This is a genomic window from Streptomyces sp. DSM 110735 (genome assembly GCF_016482685.1).
GTDB lineage: Bacteria > Actinomycetota > Actinomycetes > Streptomycetales > Streptomycetaceae > Streptomyces.
On the sequence record NZ_JACYHF010000003.1, the window covers coordinates 514,652 to 532,930 of the forward strand.

19 protein-coding genes and 1 pseudogene are annotated in these 18,279 nt (G+C 71.9%); 10 read left to right on the top strand and 10 right to left on the bottom strand.

What is annotated here, in order from left to right:
• Positions 1 to 35: 35 nt before the first annotated feature.
• Positions 36 to 731, top strand: coding sequence for a pyridoxamine 5'-phosphate oxidase family protein (locus IF655_RS07780; protein WP_199583248.1), 696 nt, complete (start codon positions 36 to 38; stop codon positions 729 to 731).
• 30 nt (positions 732 to 761) lie between these two features.
• On the opposite strand, the gene IF655_RS07785 is transcribed toward IF655_RS07780, so the two are convergent.
• On the bottom strand, positions 762 to 1,223 hold the full coding sequence (locus IF655_RS07785) for a pyridoxamine 5'-phosphate oxidase family protein (protein WP_199583249.1): 462 nt from the start codon (positions 1,221 to 1,223) through the stop codon (positions 762 to 764).
• Between the two features lie 345 nt (positions 1,224 to 1,568).
• Between IF655_RS07785 and IF655_RS07790 the strand changes: the two genes are divergently transcribed.
• On the top strand, positions 1,569 to 3,287 hold the full coding sequence (locus IF655_RS07790; RefSeq protein ID WP_199583250.1) for a GAF domain-containing sensor histidine kinase: 1,719 nt from the start codon (positions 1,569 to 1,571) through the stop codon (positions 3,285 to 3,287).
• A gap of 39 nt (positions 3,288 to 3,326) precedes the next feature.
• On the opposite strand, the gene IF655_RS07795 is transcribed toward IF655_RS07790, so the two are convergent.
• Together IF655_RS07795 and IF655_RS07800 are read right to left on the bottom strand one after the other, a co-directional pair.
• A complete protein-coding gene (locus tag IF655_RS07795; protein WP_199583251.1) occupies positions 3,327 to 3,920 on the bottom strand; it encodes a rhodanese-like domain-containing protein in 594 nt (197 codons plus the stop codon).
• 84 nt (positions 3,921 to 4,004) lie between these two features.
• Positions 4,005 to 4,658 (bottom strand): NADPH-dependent F420 reductase, encoded by a 654-nt coding sequence (locus IF655_RS07800; RefSeq protein WP_199583252.1) that lies wholly within the window; start codon positions 4,656 to 4,658, stop codon positions 4,005 to 4,007.
• Between the two features lie 67 nt (positions 4,659 to 4,725).
• On the opposite strand from IF655_RS07800, the gene IF655_RS07805 reads away from it, so the two are divergent.
• Positions 4,726 to 5,085: a helix-turn-helix domain-containing protein gene (locus IF655_RS07805; protein WP_199583253.1), complete on the top strand. Its 360-nt coding sequence runs from the start codon at positions 4,726 to 4,728 to the stop codon at positions 5,083 to 5,085.
• A gap of 99 nt (positions 5,086 to 5,184) precedes the next feature.
• Complete coding sequence (locus IF655_RS07810; protein ID WP_199583254.1) at positions 5,185 to 6,477, top strand: PP2C family protein-serine/threonine phosphatase; 1,293 nt, start codon at positions 5,185 to 5,187, stop codon at positions 6,475 to 6,477.
• 36 nt (positions 6,478 to 6,513) lie between these two features.
• Here IF655_RS07810 and IF655_RS07815 read toward each other — a convergent pair whose 3' ends face one another.
• Both IF655_RS07815 and IF655_RS07820 read right to left on the bottom strand, forming a co-directional pair.
• Positions 6,514 to 7,002 carry a hypothetical protein gene (locus IF655_RS07815; protein ID WP_199583255.1) on the bottom strand — a complete coding sequence of 163 codons (489 nt, stop codon included), beginning with the start codon at positions 7,000 to 7,002 and terminating at the stop codon, positions 6,514 to 6,516.
• 48 nt (positions 7,003 to 7,050) lie between these two features.
• The gene (locus IF655_RS07820) at positions 7,051 to 7,635 is read right to left on the bottom strand and encodes a hypothetical protein (RefSeq protein ID WP_199583256.1); all 585 of its coding nucleotides are present in this window, start codon (positions 7,633 to 7,635) and stop codon (positions 7,051 to 7,053) included.
• 291 nt (positions 7,636 to 7,926) lie between these two features.
• Between IF655_RS07820 and IF655_RS07825 the strand changes: the two genes are divergently transcribed.
• From IF655_RS07825 to IF655_RS07835, 3 genes are all read left to right on the top strand, one after another.
• The gene (locus IF655_RS07825; protein WP_199583257.1) at positions 7,927 to 8,283 is read left to right on the top strand and encodes a DUF6343 family protein; all 357 of its coding nucleotides are present in this window, start codon (positions 7,927 to 7,929) and stop codon (positions 8,281 to 8,283) included.
• Positions 8,284 to 8,299: 16 nt separating this feature from the next.
• Positions 8,300 to 8,986, top strand: a complete 687-nt coding sequence (locus IF655_RS07830; RefSeq protein WP_199583258.1) for a UdgX family uracil-DNA binding protein — start codon at positions 8,300 to 8,302, stop codon at positions 8,984 to 8,986.
• Positions 8,987 to 9,477: 491 nt separating this feature from the next.
• Positions 9,478 to 11,019 carry a ubiquinol-cytochrome c reductase cytochrome b subunit gene (locus tag IF655_RS07835; RefSeq protein ID WP_199583259.1) on the top strand — a complete coding sequence of 514 codons (1,542 nt, stop codon included), beginning with the start codon at positions 9,478 to 9,480 and terminating at the stop codon, positions 11,017 to 11,019.
• On the opposite strand, the gene IF655_RS07840 is transcribed toward IF655_RS07835, so the two are convergent.
• The 4 genes and pseudogenes from IF655_RS07840 to IF655_RS07855 all read right to left on the bottom strand — a co-directional run bounded on the left by IF655_RS07840 (position 10,952) and on the right by IF655_RS07855 (position 14,552).
• Positions 10,952 to 11,338 carry a cytochrome c oxidase subunit 4 gene (locus IF655_RS07840; RefSeq protein ID WP_199583260.1) on the bottom strand — a complete coding sequence of 129 codons (387 nt, stop codon included), beginning with the start codon at positions 11,336 to 11,338 and terminating at the stop codon, positions 10,952 to 10,954. The two genes, IF655_RS07835 and IF655_RS07840, sit on opposite strands and share 68 nt — an antisense overlap.
• Entirely contained in the window at positions 11,335 to 13,011 is a 1,677-nt protein-coding gene (gene ctaD, locus IF655_RS07845; RefSeq protein WP_199583261.1) for a cytochrome c oxidase subunit I, read from the bottom strand. The genes IF655_RS07840 and ctaD overlap by 4 nt, the downstream gene beginning before the upstream one ends.
• A gap of 172 nt (positions 13,012 to 13,183) precedes the next feature.
• Positions 13,184 to 14,003 (bottom strand): annotated as a pseudogene (locus tag IF655_RS31445) (SAM-dependent methyltransferase).
• A 108-nt stretch (positions 14,004 to 14,111) separates the two neighbouring features.
• The gene (locus IF655_RS07855; RefSeq protein ID WP_199583262.1) at positions 14,112 to 14,552 is read right to left on the bottom strand and encodes an ATP-binding protein; all 441 of its coding nucleotides are present in this window, start codon (positions 14,550 to 14,552) and stop codon (positions 14,112 to 14,114) included.
• 236 nt (positions 14,553 to 14,788) lie between these two features.
• Here IF655_RS07855 and IF655_RS07860 point away from each other — a divergent pair, with 236 nt between their 5' ends.
• The 3 genes from IF655_RS07860 to IF655_RS07870 are packed head-to-tail and all read left to right on the top strand — an operon-like array spanning position 14,789 to position 16,776.
• Positions 14,789 to 15,664: a helix-turn-helix transcriptional regulator gene (locus tag IF655_RS07860; protein WP_199583263.1), complete on the top strand. Its 876-nt coding sequence runs from the start codon at positions 14,789 to 14,791 to the stop codon at positions 15,662 to 15,664.
• Positions 15,661 to 15,912, top strand: coding sequence for a DUF397 domain-containing protein (locus IF655_RS07865; RefSeq protein ID WP_199583264.1), 252 nt, complete (start codon positions 15,661 to 15,663; stop codon positions 15,910 to 15,912). The genes IF655_RS07860 and IF655_RS07865 overlap by 4 nt, the downstream gene beginning before the upstream one ends.
• A gap of 57 nt (positions 15,913 to 15,969) precedes the next feature.
• The gene (locus IF655_RS07870; RefSeq protein WP_199583265.1) at positions 15,970 to 16,776 is read left to right on the top strand and encodes an SAM-dependent methyltransferase; all 807 of its coding nucleotides are present in this window, start codon (positions 15,970 to 15,972) and stop codon (positions 16,774 to 16,776) included.
• A gap of 35 nt (positions 16,777 to 16,811) precedes the next feature.
• On the opposite strand, the gene IF655_RS07875 is transcribed toward IF655_RS07870, so the two are convergent.
• Positions 16,812 to 18,212 (bottom strand): NAD(P)/FAD-dependent oxidoreductase, encoded by a 1,401-nt coding sequence (locus IF655_RS07875; RefSeq protein WP_199583266.1) that lies wholly within the window; start codon positions 18,210 to 18,212, stop codon positions 16,812 to 16,814.
• Between the last annotated feature and the right edge of the window lie 67 nt (positions 18,213 to 18,279).

Consider the following 18,279-nt stretch of genomic DNA (forward strand, 5'->3'; position numbering starts at 1 on the left):
GCACACACGACCAGGCGAGAGCAGAGGTGACGGACGTGACCGAGCCGACCGGACGGACGACCACACCCCCGGACGCGGCGGACGCGTCCGGGACGCCCCGGGGCGATCTGGGCCGCCGCCTCGCGGCCCGGCGCGCGCAGCTCGGGCTGACGCGGGAGGAGGCGGCGGAGCGCGCGGGCATGGCGCCCGGCTATCTCCGCTATCTGGAGGGCCATCCCGAGGCGGCGCCGGGCGCCGAGGTGCTGCTCAGGCTGGCCGACGCGCTGGAGACGACGGTGCCCGACCTGACCGGCGGCACCGTCGACCAGCCGCCGGGACCCGGGCAGGCGGCGCGCGGCGCCCGGTTCGAGTCGATCGGCACCGAGGAGTGCCGGGCGCTGCTCGGCGACCACGGGGTGGGGCGCCTCGCGGTCGTCCCGGAGGACGGTCCGGTGGTCGTGCCGGTGAACTACACCGTGGTGGACAACACGATCGTCTTCCGGACCGCCGCGAATGCCACGCCCGCCCTCGCGGACGGCGAGCGGGTGGCGTTCGAGGTGGACCGGATCGACGACGCCTTCAGCCGGGGCTGGAGCGTGCTGGTGCGCGGCGACGCCCACATCGTGACCGACCCCGGCGAACGCGAGGAGCTGGCCGAGCGCGCCTACTCCGGTCCCTGGGCGGGCGGCACCCGGGACGTGTGGGTACGGCTCGCCCCGGACGCGGTGACGGGCCGGCGCATCACCGCGTGACCACGGCGTGCACGGTCCCGCCCGCCTTTCTCAGGGCTCCAGGTCCAGGTCGTCCAGCAGTACGCCGGTGACGAGCCCCGGTCTGATCCGTACCGCGTAGTCCATCCCGTGCTGGGGCGCCCAGGGCACCAACAGGGCGCGGATGCGCGCGAGTTCGTCCGGGTCGGTGACCAGCCGGGCGTACCCGGTGACCACCACGCTCCAGCCGAGGTGGGTCTCCGGGTCGATGGCGTCCGCCTCGTAGGCGACGACCACCCCGCCCCCGCCGTCCCGCAGCGCCTGCGAGGTGAGCGCCGCGCCCTCGTGGGTGCGGATGACGATGTCGCCGCCGTCCAGCACATGGTTGACGGGGCGGACGGTGGGCAGCGCGTCCTGTGTAAAAACGATTCTGCCGAGGGACACACTGCCCAGCAGCCGCAGTGCCTCGGCCCGGTCGAGGTCGACACGTTGGCGCGCCGGGCGCGGGTCGCAGGGCACGGGTTGCTTCTTCATGGGCACGGCTCTCCGGTCGGCCGTCGGCGCCCGGGCAAGGGTGGGGCGGCGCCTCGTGGGCGGAGCGGCACCGCGGGGGACCGGTGCCGCTCCTCGGTCCACTGTGGTCCACCGCCCGCCGCCCTTCCAGTGCCGTTCGGCCCTAGGTTGACGGGCCGGACGATCCTCCCCCTCCCCCACCTGGCGGAGGCCGGACGCCCTGTCGCACGCGTGCGACCGCGCGGGACCGGCGGGCGGTCACCGGGTGGCCCGTTCCGCGTACCGGGGCACACCGGGGACCGATACGGTGGAGACGACGACCTGGACGGTGCCGGGTTCGCGCGCCGAGGGACGTGGAGGAACGTGGTGGCAAGCTCCAAGGAGCCCCGCGTGCTGCTGCCGCAACTGAAGCTCGACGAGCTGCTGGAGGAGTTGCAGGCCCGGATCGACGCGGCCAGGGGCACCCGGGACCGCGTGCACAGCCTGCTGGAGGCGGTGCTCAGCGTCGGGCGCGAACTCGACCTGGAGCAGGCGCTGCACTCCATCGTGGAGGCGGCGGCGGTGCTGGTCGACGCCGAGTACGCGGCGCTGGGCGTCATCGGACCCGACGGCCGGACGCTCTCCGCCTTCCACACCGTCGGCGTCTCGGACGAGAAGATCACCGAGATCGGTCCCTACCCGCAGGGCCACGGCATCCTCGGCGAGCTGATCCGCCACCCCGAGCCGCTGCGCCTGTCGAAGATCTCCGAGCACGCGGCGTCGTACGGCTTCCCGCCCAACCACCCGCCGATGCAGAGCTTCCTCGGGGTGCCGATCCGGGTCCGCGACCAGGTGTTCGGCAATCTGTACCTCACCGAGAAGCGCGGCGGCGTGGAGTTCGACGAGGAGGACGAGTCGGTGCTGTCCACGCTGGCCGTCGCGGCCGGGGTGGCCATCGACAACGCCCGGCTCTACGAGGACTCGCGGCTGCGCGAGCGCTGGCTGCTGGCGAACGCGGAGATCACCCACCGGCTGATGCTCGGCAGCGAGCGCGCCGAGGCTCTCGACCTGATCGCGGAGCGCGCCCGGGACATCACCGGCTCCGCGCTGGCCGCCGTCGCGATGCCGGTGGAGGACACCGTCTCGCTGACCGTGGAGATCGCCGTGGGCGCGGGCGCGGAGGCACACCGGGGGCTCGTCCAGCCGCTCGACGAGGGGCTGATGGGGCTCGCGTACTCCTCCGCCGAGCCGGTGACCAGCGACGACATCACGCGGGACGACCGGATAGACGCCGACCCGACGCTCTTCAAGGGGCTCGGTCCCGCCGTGGCGGTGCCCATCGGCACCGGTGAGGGCGGGATGCGCGGTGTGGTGCTGCTTGCGCGCGAGGCGGGGGCGTCGCCGTTCTCGGAGAAGGAGACCGAGCTGCTCCAGGGCTTCGCCGGGCAGGCCGCGCTCGCGATGGAGCTGGCCGAACGCCGTCAGGACGCGCAGCAGCTCGCCGTCCTCGAGGACCGCGACCGGATCGCGCGCGACCTGCACGACCTGGCCATCCAGCGGCTGTTCGCCACCGGGATGACCCTGCAGAGCGCGGGCCGCTTCATCGAGCACCCCAAGGCGGCCGAGCGGGTGCTGCGCGCGGTGGACGACCTGGACGAGACCATCAAGATCATCCGGTCGACCATCTTCGGTCTGCGCACCCGCGACGGCGCGAGTGGCAGCGGGCTGCGGTCGCGGGTCGTGCGGGTGGCCGGGGAGGCGGCGCCGGTGCTCGGTCTCGCGCCCGGGGTGCGCATGGAGGGGCTGATCGACACCGAGGTGCCGCCGGGGATCGCCGACGACGTGATCGCCGTCCTCTCCGAGGCACTCACCAACATCGCCCGGCACGCCCACGCCGACCGCGCCGACGTGCTGCTCACCACCGACGGCCGCGAGGTCCGGCTGCGGGTCTCGGACAACGGCGTCGGCATCCCCTCCGGCGGTCGTCGCAGCGGGCTGCGCAACATGGCCGAGCGGGCGGAGCAGTCGGGCGGACGGCTGGAGACGACGACGCCGGAGGGCGGCGGGACCGTGGTGGACTGGCGGGTACCGCTCCCCGCCAACTGAGCCCCGGGGAACCGCGCCTCACGCCCGGGAAACCGCCGCTCACGCGTGGGCGCGCAGCGCCGCCAGAGCGGTGTCGAGGTGGTCGGCGGTGCGGGGGCGGTTGTACGGCAGCTTGCCCAGGACGACGGCCATGCCGCAGGTGTTGGTGAGCGCGGAGAAGACGAGCCCGCCCGCGATCGCGGCCGACAGCACCTGGAAGGCGGGGTGCACGAGCCACCCGAGCACCAGTCCGAGCAGCACCAGCGTGCCCGCCGTGAAGCGGACCTGGCGCTCCATCGCCCACACCGCCCTCGCCTCGGTGGCGGGCGGCACGGTCAGCTCGTACCCCCGCGCCGCCCAGGCGCCGGTGCCGCCCTCCAGGGTCGCGGTCACGATCCCCTGCTCCGCCAGCAAGCGGCTCGCGCTCTCCGCCCGCGCCCCCGAGGCGCACACCACGAGCACCTCCCCGTGCCGCGCCGCCTGCTCGATCTCGGGCAGCGCCCGCCGCACCTGGTCCAGCGGGACGTTGAGGGCTCCGGGCAGATGCCCCGAGCCGTACTCGCCCGCCGTACGCACGTCGATCACGATGAACTCGTCCAGCCGCGCGCGAACCTGCTCGGTGCCGAGGACGACCGGGGTGGGGAAATTGGCCATGGCCGGAATGTACGGTACCGGCGGCGGGAAAGCCCCCTGTGGCGGGTACGGCTTCATGGAGCGTTCATGGTCCGGACCCCGCCCTCACCCCGCCGCCCCCGCCGCGTACGCCAGCGGCGGCGCGATCGCCTGGACGTCCGCCCCCTCCCCCACCCACAGCCCGATGAACAGCGCGGCGGTCGCCTCCAGCAAACCCGCCCGGTCGAGACCCCCGGCGGCCACCGGCGTACACCCGGCATCCCGGACGAGCGTGCCGACGAGGGCGAGCGCCGCCGGATCGTCCCCGCAGACCGGGACGGCGAGCGGACGCCCGTCGAAGACCGGCGGCGCCATGCGCCACACGCCCTCGTGGCAGAGGTTGAACGCCTTGACCACCCGGGCACCGGGCGCCGCGAGCACCAGCCGCCGCGCGGCCGACGGACCGTCCCCCGTCAGCAGCCGGAACCCGGGCGCCCCGACGGGGTTGGAGCAGTCGAGCAGCACCTTGCCGTCGAGGGCGGCGCTCAACTCCCGCACCACCACCTCCCCCACGCCGTAGGGCAGCGCGACCAGCACCACCTCCCCCGCCCCGGCCGCCGCCGCCAGGTCTCCGTGCCGTACGCCGTCCCCCAGCCGCTCCGCGAGCCGCCGCGCGCGGTCCGTGTCCCGTCCGCCGACGGTCACCTCGTGCCCCGCCCGCACCCAGTGCGCGGCGAGCGCGTCCGCCATGTTCCCCGTGCCCAGCACACCGATCCGCATCGAACTGCCCCTTCCCTCAAGCGATTTCACGGCCACGCTAGAGGTCCCGCCGGGCACCATTCGGTACGTGACGACCGACGCCTTCCTCGCGGACTGCCGCGCCCGCCTCGCCTTCGACCTGCTGTCCCACACCTGGAACGCCGTGGTCCTCTGGGCCCTGCGCGAGGGTCCCGTACGCCCCCGGGAACTGCGCGGCAGGATCGGCGGGATCAGCCCCAAGGTGCTCACCGAGACGCTGCGGCGGCTGCAGTTCAACGGCCTGGTGGAACGGCACGCGTACGCCGAGGCGCCGCCCCGGGTGGAGTACCGGCTCACCGACCTGGGCCGTACGCTCCTCGCACCCGTCGACGCCATCGGCGCGTGGGCGTTCGCGCACGGGGACGAGGTGATGGAGGCACAGGCACGGGCTGTCGGTGACACCCCCTAGGCGTGAGCGGCACGAGCGACTCCGCCGCGTCACCCCCGATGAGGCGTTTCCTCCCGGTTCGGGCGGAGCGAACCCACCCGAACCGGGTAGGGGAAGCCCATGGACAGCTTCGAGGTGGACGCAGCACTGCAGGAGGCGCTCGACCGCCTCACCCTGTTGAACCAGACCGGCGCCGTCCTGGCGAGCACCCTGGACGCGGTCAAGGGGCTGCGCCGGGTGTGCCGGGTCCTCGTGCCCGCGCTGGCCGACTGGAGCGTCGCCGACGTCATGGACGAGGCGGGGCGGCTGGAGCGCGTCTGCGTCACCCATCACGACCCGCACACCCCGGTCACGGGGCTCACCGGCGTCCTGCCCGCCGTGCGCGAGGACTCCGGCGGTCCCTGGGCGCGGGTGCTGCGCGGCTCGGGCGCGCTGCTGCTGAGCCCCGAGGAGTTCGCCCCGGAGAGCACGCCGAGCGATCCGCTGCACGCGCTCAACTCCGCCCTGTTCCGGCGCATGGGCGGCGCGTCAGGGGTCGTGGCGCCGCTGCGCGCCCGGCGCCGTATCCTCGGCGCGCTGGCGCTCGGCCGCGGACCGGACCGTCCGCCCCTGACGGAGGACGACCTGGACCTCGTGGAGGGGCTCGCCCACCGCGCCGCGCTGTACGTCGACAACGCGCGTCTGCACGCCGAGGTGCAGACCATCGCGGAACGGCTGCAGCGCTCGCTGCTGCCCGCCCTGCCCGAGGTGGGCGGTCTGCGGATCGCCGCGCGCTACTCTCCCGCCACCGCCACCGCGCAGATCGGCGGCGACTGGTACGACAGTTTCGTGCTGCCCGGCGGCGACACCGCGCTGATCATCGGCGATGTGACGGGTCATGACCTGCAGGCCGCGGTGACGATGAGCCAGATCCGCAACATGCTCCGGGGCATCGCCTGCGACCGCCAGGAACCGCCCGGACACATCCTGCGCCGCCTGGACCTCGCCATCGCCGCCCTCAACCCGCACCAGACGGCCACCTGTGTGTACGCCCTGCTCAAGGGTCCCGGCGACGACGGGCGCTACACCCTGCACTGGAGCCGGGCCGGGCATCTGCCGCCGCTGCTGGTGAGCGCGGGCGGCGACACGAGGTATCTGGAGGACGCGCACGGCATGGTGCTCGGGGTCGACCCGGCTGCCATCCGGTCGAGCGCGTCGACCCCGCTGCCGCCCGGCGGCACCCTCCTGCTCTACACCGACGGACTGGTGGAGCGGCGCAGCGAGCCCCTCGACCACAGCCTCACCCGGCTGCGCCAGCACGCGGCTGCCCTGGTCGACCAGAGCCTGGACACGATGTGCGACGAGCTGATGGCGGGGATGCTGCCCAACGGCAGCGACGACGTCGCGCTGATCGCCCTCCGCCTGCCGATGTGAGGCGGAGGGCGACCGGCGGACCGCGTGGACGGGTCGTCAGGCGTGGAGCAGCTTGTTGAAGAAGGTGCGGTACTGCTGGAGCGCCACGCGCAGCCCCTCCGTCTCCACCTCCTGGCCCCGGCTCCACTGGGACTCGAGTTCCTTCTTGTGGTCGGCGAAGGTCTCGGCGAGGGACTGGATGACCTCGGCCACCAGCGCGTCGGCCGAGTGGACCGCGTCCTTCGGGTCGTCCACGAAGGTGCCCTGGATGCGCGTCCAGCGCTCGCGGTAGTCCTCCGCCTCCTTCGGCTCGATCAGCGGCTCGGCGTCCGGCTCGGGCGTCCGCTCGCCCCGCCCGCCGGACTGCTGACCCCCGGCGCCCTCGGCGCCCTCCGCGCCCTCCGCCGTAGCCCGCTCGTTCGGCAGGGCGGTGCCCTCGCCCGGATAGGCGGGCGGCGTCTCGGGCGCGGCGCGGCGCTCGGGGTGCGCCAGGTCCTCGGTGGTCAGTCCGGTGTCGGTGGCGTCGGAGTGGGTGTGGTGCGACATGGCGAGTTCCCTTCCTTGTCCTCGGGCGTACGGTCCTGGGGCGTACGGTCAGGCCGCGTGCGGCGAGTCCCCGCGCCGGTGCGTGCCGCCGGTGCCACCGGTGCCGCCCAGCAGTTCCTGGAACAGGGCGCGGTAGTGCACCATGGCGCCGCGCAGCTCCTCGGTGGTCGCCTCGCCCTGCTCGTTGCGTCGGCTGATGTCGTGGGCGGCGCGGTACTGCTCCAGGGTGTTCGCGTGCTCCACGGAGAGGTCCTTGAGCCGCTGCTCGAAGCCTTCCGTCGGGTAGCCGCGGTCCCGCATGAGCTGGGTGACCAGCCGGTCGGCGTCCGTGACGCTGCGGTCCGGGTGGTCCACGAACTCCTGCTGCGCCTTGTTCCAGTCCTCGGCGTACCGCTCACGGGCGCCCGGGGGCAGTTCGCGGATGTCGAGATCGCGGTGCCGCTTCTCCCGGGAGTGCAGCTCGCGCTCGGCAGCCAGCCTGCCGTCGCCGGACTGTACGGCCCTGTCGTACTCGGGTCCGAAGCGCTCGCGCAGCCTGCGGCGCCGTACCACGAAGAAGACGACCAAGGTGATCAGCGCCAGGATGACCACGATGGGGACGATGATGGCGATCAGCGTTTCGGTGGTGGACATGGGACCTCCCCATGGGTCCGTCGACGAGTGCGGTCCGGTGACGAGTGCGGTCCGGTGACGGGGTTCCGTCGCTTTACGGGGTTTCGTCGTTCCCCCTCCGACTGCCCCCGGCCCCCTCGGACACACCTGCGCGTGTGCCGGTGGACAGCGAGGGCGGCGGGGCGGCGGGGGCGTGATTGCGCCGGGCCCGTCCGGGTACGCGGGGCGCGGCGGGACCCTCGCGGACCGTTCACGGGCCCTGTCCGCGGACCGGTCGCGGGCACCGTCCCTCGGCGACAGCGGGAGGCTCTCATGCGGCAACGGCGTTCCCCGGCGGACCCGGCAGGCGTTCCGCGCTCGCGTTCCGGCCTGGTCGGGCGCCGCTGGGAGCGCACCGGCACCGAGCCGGTCCGGGCGCGCAGCGCGCTGAAGCTTCGCCTGGTGCTCAGCGCGATCGGCGTGCTGGCGTTCCTGTTCGGCACGGTCGTCTTCGGGGTGTGGGCGAGCAAGTCCACGCCGGTCAGCAATCCGAGCGCGATGGAGCTGAGCGTGCTTGCCGCCATCTGCGCCTTCTTCGCGCTGCTCGGAATCGTGGACCTCGTGGTCGTCCTCAGGCGCCGCGCGCGGGAGCGGGACGACTGGCCCCCGGAGGAGGAAGAGACGCTGTGACCGGGACGGACCCGCCGTGAGCGGCGCCGACGGCACGTCGTACGACGCGACGCCCTACCTTCCGGGACCGCGCGCCGGACTGCCCGGGCTGCGCCGGGCGGCGGCCGAGTGCCAGGGCTGTCCGCTGTACCGGGACGCCACGCGGACCGTCTTCGGGGAGGGCGACGCGGGCGCGCGGGTGATGCTCGTCGGTGAGCAGCCCGGGGACCAGGAGGACCGGCAGGGCCGGCCGTTCGTCGGACCGGCGGGCGGGGTCCTGGAGCGGGCGCTCGCGGACGCGGGCATCGACCCCGGGGGCGCCTATGTCACCAACGCGGTCAAGCACTTCAAGTTCACCGTCCAGCCGGGTCGCAAGCGCCGTATCCACAAGGCGCCGAGCCTGCGCGAGATGACCGCCTGCCGTCCGTGGCTGGTTGCCGAACTCCGGGTGGTCGCACCGGAGATCGTGGTCGCGCTCGGCGCGACGGCGGGCAAGGCGCTGCTCGGACCCGACTTCCGGGTCACCCGGGACCGCGGCACGCTGCTGCCCTGGCCCGGTCCCGACGGGGACGACGCGTCCGGCGCGAAGGCGTCCGAGGCGGGCGTCCGCGGTCTGGTCGCGACGATCCACCCCTCGGCGGTGCTGCGCGCGGACGACCGGGAGGCGGTGTACGGCGGACTGGTCTCGGACCTCGAACTGGTCGCGAGGCTCATCGGATCCTGAGGGTGGTGGTGAGAGCCGCGGCGAAGGTGACCAGGGACGCGAAGGGCACCATCACCAGCCGCGCCAGGTCCGTGGCGCGCGTCAGACGGCACCGGGGGCAGTCGGGGCGAGGGACGGGCGACGACGGTTCGTCGTCGCCCGTGTGCTCCGGGAGCAGAAGCACACGGCACCACGGGCAGTCGTCGTCGCGACAGTCGAGCCGGAACCAGTGCACCTCACCGGGTGCTCGGCGGTCGCTTCCCTGTCCGTGCGCGCCGTCCCTCATACCTCACGTAACGGCAACGCCCTGGGGAGAGGTTGCGGTCGATGTCGGCCGCACGGTCGTTCTGCATATGCCTGAGCGACGCCCGAACGACCCTGCGGCGGTCCCGGGGAGTCTCCGCCGATCGGGTGCGGTGCGTGTGCCGCCCGGGGTGCACCGCGCCGTCCGGGCGCTGGACCCGCGTACGCCGGGCTAGGTATGGCCAGAAGCGGCGAGGGAGCGGTGCGCGATGGGCTCGAACGGCTCGGCAGGCTCGGCGGGCGTGAGGCAGGGCGAGAGGCAGGGCGTGAAGCGGGGCGAGCGGATCGCCGACGCGCTGGACACCCGGCTGCCGGTGTACGAGGGCGCGGGCGGGCTGCTGCGCAAGGCGTTCCCCGACCACTGGTCCTTCCTCCTTGGCGAGCTGGCGCTGTACAGCCTGATCGTGCTGCTGCTGACCGGCACCTGGCTGACCTTCTTCTTCGAGCCGGACATGGGCGAGGTGGTCTACGCGGGCTCGTACGCGCCGCTGCGCGGCACCCTGGTGTCCGCCGCCTTCGACTCCACCCTGCGGATCAGCTTCGACGTGCGCGGCGGACTGCTGGTCCGGCAGGCGCACCACTGGGCCGCGCTGGTCTTCGTCGCCGCGATCGGGGCGCACATGCTGCGGGTGTTCCTGACCGGCGCCTTCCGCAGACCCCGGGAGGCGAACTGGATGGTCGGCGTGACGCTGCTCGTGCTCGCGCTGGCCGAGGGCTTCGCCGGTTACTCGCTCCCCGACGACCTGCTCTCCGGCACCGGGCTGCGCATCGCGCAGGGCATCATGCAGTCGATTCCGGTGGTGGGCACCTATGTGGCGATGTTCGCCTTCGGCGGCCAGTTCCCGGGGCACGACATCATCTCCCGGCTGTATCCGGTGCACATCCTGCTGGTGCCGGGCGTGCTGATCGCGCTGGTGACGGTCCATCTGATCCTGGTCTTCCACCTCAAGCACACCCAGTGGCGCGGCCCGGGGCGCAACAACCGCAACGCCGTCGGCAAACCGCTCTTCCCGCAGTTCGCCGCCTCCTCGATCGGGCTGTCCCTGATCACGGCGGGGGTGCTGTTCACGCTGGCGGGCGTGGCGCAGATCAACCCGGTGTGGCTGTTCGGACCGTACCGCCCGGACCAGGTGTCGACCGGCTCGCAGCCGGACTGGTACGTCGGTTTCCTGGAGGGCGCGCTGCGGCTGATGCCGCCGTGGGAGACGAACGTCGCCGGGCACACCTTCATGGGCAACGTGCTGATCCCGGCCGTCGTACTGCCCGGTCTGATCTTCATGCTGCTGTACGCCTACCCGTTCGTGGAGCAGCGGCTGACCGGCGAGGGGCGGCGGGAGCGGCATCTGGCCGACCGCCCGCGCGAGCGCCCGGTGCGCACCGGCATCGGCGTGGCCGCCGTGGTCTTCTACGGCGTCCTGCTGCTCGCGGGTGCCAACGACATCATCGCGCAGAGCTTCCGGGTCTCGGTGAACGCGCTGACCTGGATCCTGCGCGTCGCCCTGGTGGTGGGACCGGTGCTCGCGTTCCTGGTGACCCGCAGCGTGTGCCGCGCGCTGCTGGACGCGGAGCGCGAGGAGCTGGCGCAGGGCATGGAGAGCGGGGAGGTGCGGCAGGGGCTGACCGGCGGCTACGAGAGCGACCACCGGCCGGTGGAGCGGTTCCGCCCGGGAGCGCCGCGGCGGCTCAGCGGTCCGCCGCGTACTGGAACACCAGACCAAGGACCCCGCGAGCCAGAACACCACAGCCGATGAGGAACAGCCACAGCCCGAAGACGACACCGGTCGCGGTCAGCGCGAATCCGAACCCGGTGACAATGGGCCAGAGGCTCGCGGGTGGGAAGAACGCCACCGGTCCGACGGTGTCGGCCACCTCCGCCTTCGTACGGTCCTGGGCGCGCGGTCCCCGGCGGTGGTACTGCACCGCGCAGAAGAACCCGATCAGCCCGGCCATGAGGCAGGCGACGACCAGTGCGGCCGTGCCGGTGGGGTCGGCGGACCAGACGCCGTAGAGCGCGGCGGCGCCCGCGAAGAACAGCGCGACCCCGCCGAACAGCACGGCTTCGGCCTTCATCGCCGGACCTCCTCTCCGGCGCGCCGGGGGACCTCCGGGTGGTGCAGGTCGAAGGCGGGCGACTCCGAGCGCACCCGGGGCAGCGCCACGAAGTTGTGCCGGGGCGGCGGACAGGAGGTCGTCCACTCCAGACCCCGGCCGTATCCCCAGGGGTCGTCCAGGGGGACGGTGGTGCCCCTGGTGGTGGTGCGCCACACGTTGTAGAGGAAGGGGAGGGTGGAGACGCCGAGCAGGAAGGCGCCTGCCGTGGAGAGGGTGTTGAGCAGGGTGAAGCCGTCGGAGGGCAGATAGTCCGCGTACCGGCGGGGCATCCCCTCCTCGCCCAGCCAGTGCTGGACGAGGAAGGTGAGTTGGAAGCCGGGGAACAGCAGCCAGAAGTGGATCTTCCCGAGCCGTTCGTCGAGCATCTTGCCGGTGAACTTCGGCCACCAGAAGTAGAAGCCCGCGAACATCGCGAACACCACGGTGCCGAAGAGCACGTAGTGCAGGTGCGCCACGATGAAGTACGAGTCGGTGAGGTGGAAGTCCAGCGGCGGCGAGGCGATGAGCACTCCGCTGAGACCGCCGAGGAGGAAGGACACCAGGAAGCCCAGCGACCACAGCATGGGCGTCTCGAACGAAATGGAGCCGTGCCACATGGTGCCGATCCACGCGAAGAACTTGATACCTGTGGGGACCGCGATGAGGAACGACATGATCGAGAAGAACGGCAGCAACACCGCTCCGGTCGCGAACATATGGTGCGCCCACACCACCGCGGACAACATGGTGATGCCGGTGGTGGCGCCGATCATCGGGAGGTACCCGAAGAGCGGCTTGCGGGAGAAGACCGGCAGGATCTCGGAGACGATCCCGAAGAACGGCAGCGCCACGATGTAGACCTCGGGGTGCCCGAAGAACCAGAACAGGTGCTGCCACAGCAGGGCGCCGCCGTTCGCCGCGTCGAAGACGTGCGAGCCGAACTTGCGGTCCGACTCCAGCGCGAGCAGCGCGGCCGTGAGCACCGGGAACGAGGGCAGCACCAGGATCGAGGTGAACAGCACGTTCCAGGTGAAGATGGGCATCCGGAACATGGTCATCCCGGGGGCGCGCAGACACATGACGGTGGCGATGAAGTTGACCGCCCCGAGCGTGGTCGACACGCCGGTCACCACCAGCCCCATCACCCACAGATCACCGCCCGCGCCGGGCGAGTAGTACGCGCTGTTCAGCGGCGCGTAGGCGAACCACCCGAACGCGGCGGCGCCGCCGGGCACCAGGAACCCCGACACCACCATCAGTCCGCCGAACAGATACATCCAGTACGACAGCGCGTTGAGCCGGGGAAAGGCCACGTCGGGCGCGCCGATCTGGAGCGGCATCACGGCGTTCGCGAAACCGGCGAACATCGGCGTCGCGAACAGCAGCATCATGATCGTGCCGTGGATGGTGACGAACTCGTTGTACGACTGCTCGGACAGGAACTGCAGCCCCGGGCGGGCGAGTTCGGACCGCATCCCGAGCGCGAGGAGCCCGGCGAGCAGGAAGAAGCAGAACGACGTGACCATGTAGAGCCGCCCGATCACCTTGTGGTCGGTGGTCGAGACCCATCGCAGCAGCGCGGCCCCCACCCGCGGCGGCGAGCCGCTCTCCGCCGGGCGACGCGTACCGAGCTGCGGCGACACTCCGGTCATGACCCTCCTCGTCCGCTGCGACGCTACGACGCACCGGAACGAATCGGTCATACGCCACGCCGTGGGCGGACAGGTTCCCTGGGTTCAGGCGCAAGTGGCGCTGGGCGGCGCGGACTTGAAGAAGCTCTCGTACGCTCCGAAGGAAGCGCGTACGAGACCGGAAGCGCTGCCCCTACGCGCCCTTGCGCCCCACCCCCGCGTACACCCAGTACTCCTCCGGCTTCTCCGGCAGGCTCTCCCCCGCATCCGGGCGCCAGAGCGGGACGTGGACCAGGCCCGGTTCGACGAGGTCGAAGCCCGTGAAGAGGGTGCGGATCTCGTCGTGGGAGCGGGGGGTCACCGGGGAGGTGGCGCGGGAGCGGTAGAGGCGGCCCACGGCGGCGGCGGGTGTCGGGGCGGTCCTGGTCGGTCGCGTGGGAGAGGGCGAGCCAGCTTCCGGCGGGCAGGGCGTCGCGGTAGGCGGCGACGATACCGGCCGGGTCGTCCTCGGCGGGGACGAAGTGCAGGATGGTGATCATCAGTACGGCGACGGGCTGCTCGAAGTCGATCAGCTTGCGTACCTGGGGAGAGTCCAGGACCTCGGCCGGGCGCCGGATGTCGGCGTCCACGATGTCCGCGTCCGGGTTGTCGGCCAGCAGGTCCGCGCTCTGCGCCACCGCCGCGGGGTCGTGGTCGACGTACACCACCCGCGCCCCCGGGCTCACCGCCTGCGCGACCTCGTGCACGTTGCCCTGCGTGGGGATCCCGGAGCCGAGGTCGACGAACTGCCGTACCCCCTGACCCGCGAGGAACCGCACCGCCCGCCCCAGGAAGTCCCGGTTGGCCCGTGCCAGCGTCCGCACCTGGGGGTCGATCGCGGTGAACGCGGCCACCGCCTCCCGGTCCACGGCGAAGTGGTGCCGTCCGCCCAGCATCGCGTCGTACATCCGCGCGACACTGGCTCTCTCGGGCTCCGGGCCGCCACCCGGTGCCGGTCCCGCGGTGTCGGTCATGGCGACTCCCCTTGTCTCCCCTTGTCGGTGTGGTTCCTGGACGCGCTTGCCGGACCCGCGGACCGACGCCCGTGACATCCCCCGTCACGCGGTCACGGACCGTCCCCGTCAGGCCCGCAGCGTCGCCCACACCGCGTTCCCCCCGGTCAGCCGGGAGCGGTCCACCCCCCAGGCGTCCGCCAGTTCGCCGACCAGCAGCAGCCCCCGCCCGCTCTCGTCGTCAAGTCCCGGCTCGCAGCGCTTCAGACCCTGGCCGGAGTAGTCGTGGTCGTGCACCTCGACGCGGAGACAGCCCGCGGAGACCAGTCCCAGACCACACAGGATGCGCACGCTCGGTGTGTGCCGCACCGCGTTGGTCGTCAGTTCGGAGACGAGCAGCACGGCGTCCGCGCACAGCTCGTCGGACAGCCCCCAGTCGTCGATCCGCGTCCGCACACAGCGACGGGCGACCCGGACGCTGGAGCGGTGCGAGGGTAACTCGATCCAGTGCGCCTGGTCCGGGTCGGCGACGTCCAACAGGTCGGGAGAGGAAGTCGTGTGGGGGGACACGGTGGTTGCCTTCCGTCGGACGGACTCGGTCGGCAGAGGGCAAGGTGATCAACTTGCCTTCGGGGACGCGACGTTGACCGTGATCGAGACTGCGATTCACTCAAATAACTATGCTCGCATCGGAGTTCACCCTGCAACCGGCTCCCTGATAATTTCAGAAAGCCGGGTATCCCTCTGGTTGCTTCATCAAGTGCCTGTCACACTCGTGTCGGTGACAGAGCGTCAGGAGGTTGGGCGTGAGTGAAGGGCGTGCGAACGCGGGCGGCAGCAGTGCGCCCACCGTCCTGCGCATGATCCTGGGCCGGCAGCTCCAGGAGCGGCGCCAGGAGGCGGGCGTGTCCCTGGAGGACGCCGCGCGGGCGCTCAGGGTCACGCCCCTGACCATCCGCCGCTTGGAGAAGGCGGACGTGGCGCTCAAGCCGCTCTACGTCGAGAAACTGCTGGAGACCTACGGCGCCGACGCGACCGAGATCGCCGAGTTCGTCGCCTTCGCCGACCGCGCCAACGAGCCCGGCTGGTGGCACACCTACCGCGACGTGCTGCCGAGCTGGTTCAGCGCGTACGTGAGCCTGGAGACCGGTGCGAGAACCCTGCGCACCTACGAACCCCACTACGTCACGGGCCTGTTGCAGACCCACCGCTACGCACGCGCCGTACTCGCAGGCGGCTTCCCCAACGACAACGACGAGGACCTGGAGCGCCGCGTAGGACTGCGGCTGCGCCGCCAGGCCCTGCTGGAGAAGGCCGACGCGCCCACTCTCTGGGTCGTGATGGAGGAGGCGGTACTGCACCGGGTGGTCGGCGGCGCCGAGGTGATGCGCGAGCAGATAGACCGGCTCCTGGAGGTCTCGGAGCTGGAGCACGTCAGCGTCGACATCGTGCCGTTCACCGCCGGAGCCCATGTGGGCGCGTGCGCCCCCTTCACCTACTTCCGCTTCGAGGAACCCGAGCTTCCGGACGTCGTCTACAGCGAGATCCTCTCCGGCGCGATGTACCTCGACCAGCGTGCCGAGGTCGTCGCCCATCTGGAGGCGCACAACCGCATGTCCCTGCTGACCTCCGACACGCAGAGCAGGGCGCTCCTGAACCGCATGCGCAAGGAGTACTCATGACCACCATCGACGGCAGTTTCTACAACGGAATGCCCGCGTCGGACCTCGGTGAGCAGGGCTGGGAGTCTCCCTGGAGCGGCCCCAACGGAGGTCAGTGCGTGCAGACGAAGCAGCTCGCGGACGGCAGGGTCGCGCTGCGGCAGTCCACCGACCCGGCGGGACCCGCCCTCATCTACACCCCCGAGGAGATCACCGCGTTCGTCGCGGGGGTCAAGCGGGGTTTGGCCGACCACCTGACCAGCGGCTGACTTCTCCCCCCACGCACACGCACGCACGCAACCGGCGACTCAGCGAAAAGGAAGAGGATGACCAACTCACACGCGGCGCGGGACATCGACACCAGCAGGCCCCACTCTGCCCGAATGTACGACTACTACCTCGGCGGCAAGGACCACTTCGAGGTCGACAAGCAGGCCGCCGAGAACGTGGCGTCCGCCTACCCGGGCATCTTCACCTGCGCCCGCGAGAACCGCGCCTTCATGCACCGCGCCACCCGTGTCCTCGCCCGCGAGCACGGCATCCGGCAGTGGCTCGACATCGGCACCGGCATCCCCACCGAGCCCAACCTGCACCAGGTGGCCCAGTCCGTGGTCCCGGACGCGCGGGTGGCGTACGCCGACAACGACCCGCTCGTCCTGAAGTACGCCGAGCGGCTGATGCGCAGCACGGCGGAGGGGCGTACCACCTACGTCGAGGCGGACGTCAACGACCCGCAGTCGCTCCTGGACGCCCCCGAACTGGCCGAGGTCCTGGACTTCGGCCAGCCGATCGCGCTGTCCCTCAACGCCCTGATGCACTTCGTCCCGGACGCCCAGGACCCGTACGGCATCGTCAGCCGCCTCCTGGACGTCCTGCCCGTGGGCAGCGCGCTCGCCCTGAGCCACTGCACCCCCGACTTCGACCCCGAGACCTGGCAGAAGGTCACGGACATCTACAACAACGCCGGAACCCCGGTCCAGTTCCGCTCCCGCGAAGCCGTCGCCCGCTTCTTCGACGGCCTCGACCTCCTCGACCCCGGCATCGCGGTCGGCCACCGCTGGCGCCCCGACACGGAGCCGACGGACACCGACGCGGAGGTCAGCCTGTGGACCGGGGTGGGGATCAAGCGGTAGCGCGGGGTACGGGCCGTACGGCGGAGCGGAAGGGGTCAGGGCGCCCCGGGTCCCTTCCCCTCGACCTTCCCGGCCGACTCCGCCTGCCCCACCTCGGCGCGCACCTGGTCCGGGGTGAGATAGGTGTGGTCGTGCGCGAAGTCCCGCAGCCGGGGCGGGCGTCCGCGCTGGAAGCCGGTGCGGACGAAATCGTCGCCCGCGAGGGCGTTGAGGAGCCAGTTGACCAGGACGCGGACCTTGGCGACGTTGGTGCGCAGCGCGGACCAGTGGTAGCCACGGGCGACGATCTGGGCGAGGATGCCGCGCAGTTCGATGCCGAGGGGGCGGGAGACGGCGTCCTTGCCGCCGAGGTCGACCACGAGCCCGAGGTCGTGGTGGACGTACGGTTTGAGCGGCTCGCCGCGCAGTGAGGCGATGACGTTCTCCGCGACCACCTTGCCCTGCCGCATGGCGTGCTGGGCGGTGGGCGGGCAGATCGCGTCGTCGCCCTTCGCGAGGTCGGGGACGGCGGCGGCGTCACCGAGGGCGAACATGCCGTCGACGCCGGGCACGGTCATCTCGGCGGTGGTCCTGAGCCGCCCCCGGATCTTCTCCGCGTCGAAGGTGTCGATCAGCGGGCTGCCGACCACACCGGCCGTCCAGATCAGCGTGTAGGTCGGGATGACCCGCCCGTCGGTGAAGGTGACCTCGTCCTCCGTGACCTTCGCGACCGACACGCCCAGCGAGACGTCGACGCCCCGGCGGCGCAGGATCTTCATCGCCTGTTTCCCGAGCCGGTCGCCGAGTTCGGGCATGAGCTTGGGGGCGATGTCGATCAGATGCCAGCGGATCAGGCTCGGATCGAGGCGGGGGTAGCGCTCCACGGCGGCGTGGGTGAGGCGTTGCAGACAGGCTGCCGTCTCGGTTCCGGCGTAGCCGCCGCCCACGACCACGAACTGGAGCCGCGCGGCGCGTTCCTCGGGGTCGTCGCTGGCGTCCGCGAGGTCGAGCTGGGAGATGACGTGGTCGCGGATGTACGCGGCTTCGGCGAGGGTCTTCATCCCGACGGCGTACTCGGTGAGGCCGGGGATGTCGAAGGTGCGGGTCACACTGCCGGGTGTGAGCACGATGTAGTCGTAGGACTCGTTGAGGATCCGACCGGTGAGGGTCCGCACCACGCACACCTTCGCCTCGGGGTCCACGCCGATGGCCCGGCCCGGCACGATCCGGGTGCGGTACTTCCTGCTCCGCCGCAGCGAGATCGCGATCGACTGCGGGGTGAGGACACCGGAGGCGACCTGGGGCAGCAGCGGGAGGTAGAGCTGGTACGAGTACGGCGTCACCAGGGTGAGGTCCGCCTCCCCGCGCTCCAGTTCGCGCTCCAGATGGCGGACACAGCCGACTCCGGCGAAACCCGCCCCCACCACCAGGATTCTCGGTCGCGACACGGAGATCACCCCTTTCCACGGATCAGGCGGCCCACGCCGTACGCGGCGGGAAGAGCGCAGCCGACCCCTTGATCCC

Bases quoted from the DNA above. Each gene is read 5' to 3' on its own strand.
- IF655_RS07785 (WP_199583249.1), bottom strand. From the start codon at position 1,223: ATGAAGAAGCAACCCGTGCCCTGCGACCCGCGCCCGGCGCGCCAACGT.
- IF655_RS07795 (WP_199583251.1), bottom strand. From the start codon at position 3,920: ATGGCCAATTTCCCCACCCCGGTCGTCCTCGGCACCGAGCAGGTTCGC.
- IF655_RS07800 (WP_199583252.1), bottom strand. From the start codon at position 4,658: ATGCGGATCGGTGTGCTGGGCACGGGGAACATGGCGGACGCGCTCGCC.
- IF655_RS07810 (WP_199583254.1), top strand. From the start codon at position 5,185: ATGGACAGCTTCGAGGTGGACGCAGCACTGCAGGAGGCGCTCGACCGC.
- IF655_RS07815 (WP_199583255.1), bottom strand. From the start codon at position 7,002: ATGTCGCACCACACCCACTCCGACGCCACCGACACCGGACTGACCACC.
- IF655_RS07820 (WP_199583256.1), bottom strand. From the start codon at position 7,635: ATGTCCACCACCGAAACGCTGATCGCCATCATCGTCCCCATCGTGGTC.
- IF655_RS07825 (WP_199583257.1), top strand. From the start codon at position 7,927: ATGCGGCAACGGCGTTCCCCGGCGGACCCGGCAGGCGTTCCGCGCTCG.
- IF655_RS07835 (WP_199583259.1), top strand. From the start codon at position 9,478: ATGGGCTCGAACGGCTCGGCAGGCTCGGCGGGCGTGAGGCAGGGCGAG.
- IF655_RS07840 (WP_199583260.1), bottom strand. From the start codon at position 11,338: ATGAAGGCCGAAGCCGTGCTGTTCGGCGGGGTCGCGCTGTTCTTCGCG.
- ctaD (WP_199583261.1), bottom strand. From the start codon at position 13,011: ATGACCGGAGTGTCGCCGCAGCTCGGTACGCGTCGCCCGGCGGAGAGC.
- IF655_RS07865 (WP_199583264.1), top strand. From the start codon at position 15,661: ATGACCACCATCGACGGCAGTTTCTACAACGGAATGCCCGCGTCGGAC.
- IF655_RS07870 (WP_199583265.1), top strand. From the start codon at position 15,970: ATGACCAACTCACACGCGGCGCGGGACATCGACACCAGCAGGCCCCAC.